We start from the raw sequence: 2,330 nt of genomic DNA on the forward strand, positions 1-2,330 counted from the left end.
CGCCCGCGAGGCCGGCGCGGAGCTGACCGTGCTGGGCCCGCGGCCGGCGACGTTCGTCGCGGGGGTCGAGGTGACGCCCGCCGTCGTCGAGACGGGTGCGACCGCCGTGGTCCCCTACGCGACGTCGATCGGGCTGGGCCTGCTGCTCGCGCTGGGGACGCGTGGCGTCGAGGTGCCGCGCGACCTGGTGGTGAGCACGGAGCCGACGGTCATCGAGGCGCTCGGCCTGGAGCACACCCCCGCGATCGACGTCGACGGCGAGGAGCTGGGCCGCACCGCGATGGACCTGCTGGCGCGGCAGCTCGACGGGCAGGACGAGCCCGGCCGGCAGGTCCGGCTGCCGGTGCCGGTCCGGGGCTGACCGGCTCAGCCGGCGCTGAGGCGCTCGAAGAGCCCGGAGGTGAGGTCGGTACCGCTCTCCCCCAGGTCCCAGCCGTCCCCCGCGGCCCGGTTCGCCACCCAGAACACGAACACGTCGCCGGCCGGGTCACGCCCGATCTCGCCGTAGGCCCGCCCGTTGCCGCCGTTGTGCCAGAGGATCTGGGGGTCGTCCCGGTCGTCGGCGACCCAGCCGTAGGCGTAGTACGTCTCGTCGGGCTCCTCGCGCACGCGCGGCTCGAACAGCTTGCGCCTCGCGTCGTCGGCAAGGACGGTGTCGCCGCGCAGGGCGACGTGCCAGCGGAACATGTCGCGCGGCGTGGACAGCAGACCGCCGTTGCCGCGGAGGTTCCAGTACGGCCCGTCGTCGGCCCAGGGGTGGTCGAGCGGCGTGCCCTGGGGTCGCCCGGCGGCGTCGTGCTCGACGGCGACGTGTACCTCGGACCAGTCGGGCAGCACGTAGCCCGTGCTGGTCATGCCCGCCGGTTCGAAGAGGTGCTCGGCGAGGTAGGCCTCGTAGTCCTGCCCGGAGACCTCCTCGACGACGGCGGTCAGCAGGCTGTACCCGACGTTGGAGTACAGGTACGTCGTGCCCGGCTCGGACAGCAGCTCCGAGCCGAGCGCCTCGCGCAGGAACGCGTCGCGGGTCAGCGGGTCGTCGTCGGGCCCGAGCGTGTCCAGCAGACCCGAGGTGTGCGTGAGCAGGTGCTCGATCGTGACGCCCTGCTTGTCGGCCGGGACTCCCGGCAGGTGCTCCGCGAGCGGGTCGCCGACGTCGAGCAGCCCGTCCTGGCCCAGCCGCACGACGGCGGCGGCGGTGAACTGCTTGGTCATCGACATGATGTCGAACACGGTGTCGCAGCCCGCGCGCTCCCCCGTCCCTTCGTCGGGTTCGCCCCAGCCGCGGCACACGTCCACGGTGTCCCCCCGTCCGGCGACGAGCGCGCCGCTGGACCCGGGCGGCAGGGTGTCGTCGAGGAAGGGCTCGATCGACTCGACGCCGCCGGTGCCTCCGCACCCGGCCACGCTCACCACCAGACCGATCGCCAGCGCGACCGTCGCCGGACCGCGCGACAGCCACGGCGCTGGTCCCGGCGCGAGTCCTCGCTCAGGTCCTCGCGCGCGCCTCCGCGCTCGTCCCACCGCGCTCACGCCGCCGCGCCCCGTCGTCACCGCGCCAGTCTCCTGGGCGACGCCGCTCGGCGCACCGAAAACCCTCCGGCTCAGCGGTACTCCCGGGTAACCACATGCCCGGCCAGGTCTGTTGCGCTCGGTAGACAATGTCGACTCACGGCAACCGGCCTCGATCGCATGGAAGCTTCAGTGGACCGAGAAGCCGCCGTCGACGAACAGCGAGTGGCCGGTGACGTAGCCGGAGGCGGCGCTCGCGAGGAAGACGGCGGCGCCCGCGAAGTCCTCCGGCACGCCGTTGCGCCCGACGGTGGTGCGGGCGGCGAGCGCCGTGACCTTCTCGGCGTCGTCCTGCAGGTGCTGGTTCAGCGGCGTGAGGACGAAGCCGGGCACGAGGGTGTTGGCGGTGACGCCCCGCGCGGACCAGGCCTCGGACTGGGAGCGGGCGAGCGACTCGAGGGCGCCCTTGGAGACGCCGTAGACGCCGCTGTCGACGAAGGAGCGGTGGGCCTGCTGCGAGCTGATGTGGATGAGCCGGCCGAAGCCGCGGGCCGCCATGCCGGGCGCGAACCGCTGCCCGAGCATGAACGGTGCCTCCAGGTTGACCGTCATGGTGACCTCCCAGGTCTCCTGGTCGACCTGGCCGAGGTGGGGGCGCAGGTTGATGCCCGCGCTGTTCACGAGGACGTCGGGCTCGCCGGCGGCCGCGACGATCCCGTCGGCGGCGGCGCGGATCCCGTCGCGGCTGGAGAGGTCGGCGACCACGGTCTCCACGGCGCAGCCGCGCTCGCGCAGGCCGGTGGCGACCTCGTCGAGGCGGT

General features: G+C 73.8%; 3 protein-coding genes. 1 reads left to right on the forward strand and 2 read right to left on the reverse strand.

From position 1 onward, the window contains the following. A partial coding sequence (locus PROKR_RS18860; RefSeq protein ID WP_036965710.1) for a substrate-binding domain-containing protein occupies positions 1 to 361 on the forward strand: 361 nt, incomplete at its 5' end. 5 nt (positions 362 to 366) lie between these two features. Here PROKR_RS18860 and PROKR_RS18865 read toward each other — a convergent pair. Next, entirely contained in the window at positions 367 to 1,404 is a 1,038-nt protein-coding gene (locus tag PROKR_RS18865; RefSeq protein WP_036965780.1) for a serine hydrolase domain-containing protein, read from the reverse strand. A gap of 294 nt (positions 1,405 to 1,698) precedes the next feature. Beyond that, a partial coding sequence (locus tag PROKR_RS18870) for an SDR family NAD(P)-dependent oxidoreductase (RefSeq protein ID WP_084800534.1) occupies positions 1,699 to 2,330 on the reverse strand: 632 nt, incomplete at its 5' end.

The organism is Promicromonospora kroppenstedtii DSM 19349 (assembly GCF_000515355.1).
Lineage (GTDB): Bacteria > Actinomycetota > Actinomycetes > Actinomycetales > Cellulomonadaceae > Promicromonospora > Promicromonospora kroppenstedtii.